This is a genomic window from Ramlibacter sp., from assembly GCF_041916345.1.
GTDB lineage: Bacteria > Pseudomonadota > Gammaproteobacteria > Burkholderiales > Burkholderiaceae_C > Ramlibacter.
Genome location: NZ_JAYRZR010000160.1, coordinates 1 through 4,538 on the forward strand (window position 1 = coordinate 1; position 4,538 = coordinate 4,538).

Sequence of the window (4,538 nt, forward strand, 5' to 3'; positions counted from 1 at the left end):
CACGCGGGAGTCCGCATCATGAAGATCCGCAAGGAACTGTGGTTCGGCTTCGCGCTGATGGCGATGATCGTCGCCGCGGCCCTGTTCATGCTGATCAGCGTGGAGCGCATCGAGCGCGGTCACATCGGCCTGCTGATGCTGTCGCTGGTGGTCGTGGCCATCATGCTGGGCTTCCCGACGGCCTTCACGCTGATGGGCATGGGCATGATCTTCACCTGGCTGGCCTATGACCGGGACACCCAGCGCACCCTCGACCTGATGGTGCAGTCGGCCTTCAAGGTCATGTCCAACGACGTGCTGATCTCGATCCCGCTGTTCGTCTTCATGGGCTACCTGGTCGAGCGCGCCAACCTCATCGAGAAGCTCTTCCGCAGCATCCACCTGGCGCTGGCGCGCGTGCCTGGCGCGCTGGGGGTGGCCACGCTGGTGACCTGCGCCGTCTTCGCCACCGCCACCGGCATCGTCGGCGCGGTGGTCACGCTGATGGGCCTGCTGGCCCTGCCCGCGATGCTGCGCTCCGGCTACAGCGTGCAGCTGTCGGCGGGCACGATCACGGCTGGCGGCTGCCTGGGCATCCTGATCCCGCCGTCGGTGCTGCTCATCGTGTACGGCGCCACGGCGGGCGTGTCGGTCGTGCAGCTGTATGCGGGCGCCTTCTTCCCAGGGATCATGCTCGCCGGCCTGTACATCATCTACGTGATCCTGGTCGCAAAGATCAAGCCGTCGATGGCGCCGCCGCTGTCCGCGGCCGATCGCTTCGTGCCGCTGCCGGCACTGACCCAGCGCATCACCGCGCCCACGGGCGAGCGCCATGCCGTGGCCGGCCTGCTGGCCGCCCTGAAGGGCCCGCGCAACCAGGACGTGCCGACCGGCTACCTGCTGCGACAGCTTGGTATCGTCGCGCTGCCCCTGGTGGTGTTCGTGTTCTTCTCGCTGTTCATGTACCGGACCGTCACGGCGCCCGTGATCGAGGACGCACCGCCCGCTGAGCTGGTCCGCAGCGGTGACACGGGCACCTCCGCGCCCGCGCCGGCCGGCGGCCTGGCCGAACCGCCCGGCGCCGATGGCGTGAAGGAGCCGCCGGGCGCAGACGGCGTGAAGGAACCGCCGGCTGCCGATGGCGTGAAGGAGCCACCGGGCACGGATGGCGTCAAGGAGCCGCCCGGCGCCGAAGGCGTGAAGGAGCCACCCGGCGCCGAGGCCGTGAAAGAGCCCCCGGGTGCGGCGGAGGCCGTCAGGGAGCCCCCGGGGGCGGAAGCCGTGAAGGAGCCGCCTGGCGCCAGCGCGGCCCCCGCCCCGGCGGGCACCGGCACCACGGCCGCGCCTGCCGCGGCAAGGGACGCCCCGCGCGGCTTCTGGATCAGCTTCGGCGTCGGCGCCGCGGCCCTGGCCGTCTTCTATGCCCTGCTGAGCTTCGCGCGGCTGGAGATCTTCAAGATGCTGCTGACCAGCTTCTTCCCGCTGATGATCCTCATCATGGCGGTGCTGGGCTCCATCGTCTTCGGCCTGGCGACACCCACCGAGGCGGCGGCCGTGGGCGCGCTGGGCGGCTTCCTGCTGGCCATCGCCTACCGGCAGCTCACGCTGGAGGTCGTCAAGGAGAGCGTGTTCCTCACGGCCAAGACTTCGGCCATGGTGTGCTGGCTCTTCGTCGGCTCAGCGATCTTCTCAGCCGCCTTCGCGCTGCTGGGCGGGCAGGAGCTGGTCGAGCGCTGGGTGCTGTCGATGAATCTCAGCAAGACCGAGTTCCTGATCCTGTCGCAGGTGATCATCTTCATCCTGGGCTGGCCGCTGGAGTGGACCGAGATCATCGTGATCTTCATGCCGATCTTCATCCCGCTGCTCGACAACTTCGGCGTCGATCCGCTCTTCTTCGGGCTGCTGGTCGCGCTCAACCTGCAGACGGCCTTCCTGTCGCCGCCGGTGGCCATGTCGGCCTTCTACCTGAAGGGCGTGAGCCCGCCGCATGTGACGCTGAACCAGATCTTCCTGGGCATGCTGCCCTTCATGGGGATCCAGATCATCGCCATCGTGCTGCTGTACATCTGGCCGCAGATCGGCCTGTGGCTGCCGCAGGTGCTGTACGGCCGCTGATCCGCCCCTGCACCGCCCGCACGGGGCGGGCGGTGCAGGCCGGCGTGATCAACATTGACGTTTACGTAAACGTCAAGTAAGGTAGCGGGCTACGATTGCACGCGCCCAGGCCCTGCCCCGGGTGGAGACATACCCATGACCGACCTGTCCGCCGAATTCAAGGCGCTTGCCAACTATCGCCCCACGCACAAGGTGCGCTTCGTCACCGCGGCGAGCCTGTTCGATGGCCATGACGCGGCGATCAACATCATGCGCCGCATCCTGCAGGGCATGGGTGCCGAGGTGATCCACCTGGGCCACAACCGCAGCGTGGACGAGGTGGTCACCGCCGCCCTGCAGGAGGATGTGCAGGGCATCGCCGTCAGCTCCTACCAGGGCGGCCACGTCGAGTACTTCAAGTACATGGTGGACCTGCTGCGCCAGCGCGGCGGCGCCCACATCCAAGTGTTCGGCGGCGGCGGCGGGGTGATCGTGCCGGCCGAGATCCGCGAACTGCACGACTACGGCGTCACGCGCATCTACAGCCCGGAGGACGGCCAGCGCATGGGTCTGCAGGGCATGATCGGCGAGATGGTCATGCGCTGCGACCAGGACCTCGCGGTCCACGCGCCGCGTGCGCTGGCCGCGATCCAGGGCCACGGCGACAACGCCTGGCGTGCCCTGGCGCAGCTCATCACCGCCATCGAGTCGGGTAGCGCCGAGCCAACCTTGGTGCAGGCCGTTCGGGAAGCGGCCGCGGCGGTGAACGTGCCCGTGGTCGGCATCACCGGCACCGGCGGCGCCGGCAAGTCCTCGCTCACCGACGAACTGATCCGGCGCCTGCGGCTGGACCAGGACGACCGCCTGCGGGTGGCCGTGGTCTCCATCGACCCTTCACGCCGCAAGAGCGGCGGCGCGCTGCTGGGTGACCGCATCCGCATGAACGCGATCAACGCCTGGAGCCAGGGGCCGCGCATCTACATGCGCAGCCTCGCCACGCGTGATTTCGGCAGCGAGATCTCCGCCGCGCTGCCCGACGTGGTGGCCGCCTGCAAGGCCGCGGGCTTCGACCTGGTGGTGGTCGAGACCTCCGGCATCGGCCAGGGCGATGCGGCCATCGTGCCGCACGTGGACGTGCCGCTGTACGTGATGACGCCCGAGTTCGGCGCGGCCAGCCAGCTGGAGAAGATCGACATGCTCGACTTCGCCGAGTTCGTGGCCATCAACAAGTTCGACCGCAAGGGCGCCGCCGACGCGCTGCGCGACGTGGCCAAGCAGGTGCAGCGCAACCGCGAGGCCTTCAGCCGCCGGCCGGAGGAGATGCCGGTCTTCGGCACCATGGCCGCGCGCTTCAACGACGACGGCGTCACCGCGCTCTACCAGGCCCTGAAGCCGCGCCTGGCCGAACTCGGCCTGGCTCTGCAGGCGGGTCGCCTGCCGGCAGTGGACGTGCGCCACAGCACGAACCAGACGCCCATCGTGCCCGCCGCGCGCACGCGCTACCTGGCCGAGATCTCCGACTCGGTGCGCGCCTACAAGAAGAAGGCCGGCGAGCAGGCCGTTCTGGCGCGTGAGATCCAGCAGCTGCGCGAAGCCGCGCGCATGCTGCGCGTGGGCAAGCCCGACAAGGCGCGCGCGGCCGAAGCCGCGGAAGACCTCGCGTTGCGGCGCTCGGAACTGCAGGACCCGGCAGCACGCAGGCAGCTCGCCCAGTGGGGGGATCTGCAGAAGGCCTACGCCGGCGACGAGTACGTGGTGAAGATCCGCGACCGCGAGATCCGCACCCGGCTGACCACAAAGACGCTCTCCGGCACGACGATCCGCAAGGTCTACCTGCCCCGCTACGAGGACGACGGCGAGCGCCTGCGCTGGCTGATGCTCGAGAACGTGCCCGGCACCTTCCCCTACACCGCCGGCACCTTCGCCTTCAAGCGCGAGAACGAGGACCCCACGCGCATGTTCGCCGGCGAGGGCGATCCGTTCCGCACCAACCGCCGCTTCAAGCTGCTGTCGGAGGGCATGCCGGCCAAGCGCCTGTCGACCGCCTTCGACTCCGTCACGCTGTACGGCAACGATCCCGACCCCCGGCCCGACATCTACGGCAAGGTGGGCAACTCGGGCGTGTCGATCGCTACGCTCGACGACATGAAGGTGCTCTATTCGGGCTTCGACCTGTGCGATCCCGCGACCTCCGTGTCGATGACGATCAACGGGCCGGCGCCGTCGATCCTGGCGATGTTCATGAACACCGCCATCGACCAGAACATCGAGAAGTTCAAGGCCGACAACGGCCGTGAGCCCACGGACACCGAGGCGGCCAAGATCCGCGAATGGGTGCTGGCCAACGTGCGCGGCACGGTGCAGGCCGACATCCTGAAGGAGGACCAGGGCCAGAACACCTGCATCTTCAGCACCGAGTTCAGCCTCAAGGTGATGGGCGACATCGCGGAGTACTTCGTGCACCA

2 protein-coding genes are annotated in these 4,538 nt (G+C 68.6%); both read left to right on the forward strand.

Features of this window, described 5'->3' with window-relative positions; translation table 11 throughout:
* Nucleotides 1-18 precede the first annotated feature (18 nt).
* Nucleotides 19-2,094: a TRAP transporter large permease subunit gene (locus ACE3T5_RS21195; protein ID WP_374670097.1), complete on the forward strand. Its 2,076-nt coding sequence runs from the start codon at nucleotides 19-21 to the stop codon at nucleotides 2,092-2,094.
* Nucleotides 2,095-2,229: 135 nt separating this feature from the next.
* Nucleotides 2,230-4,538, forward strand: a 2,309-nt coding sequence (locus ACE3T5_RS21200; protein WP_374670096.1) for a methylmalonyl-CoA mutase family protein, incomplete at its 3' end; no start/stop codon positions are given.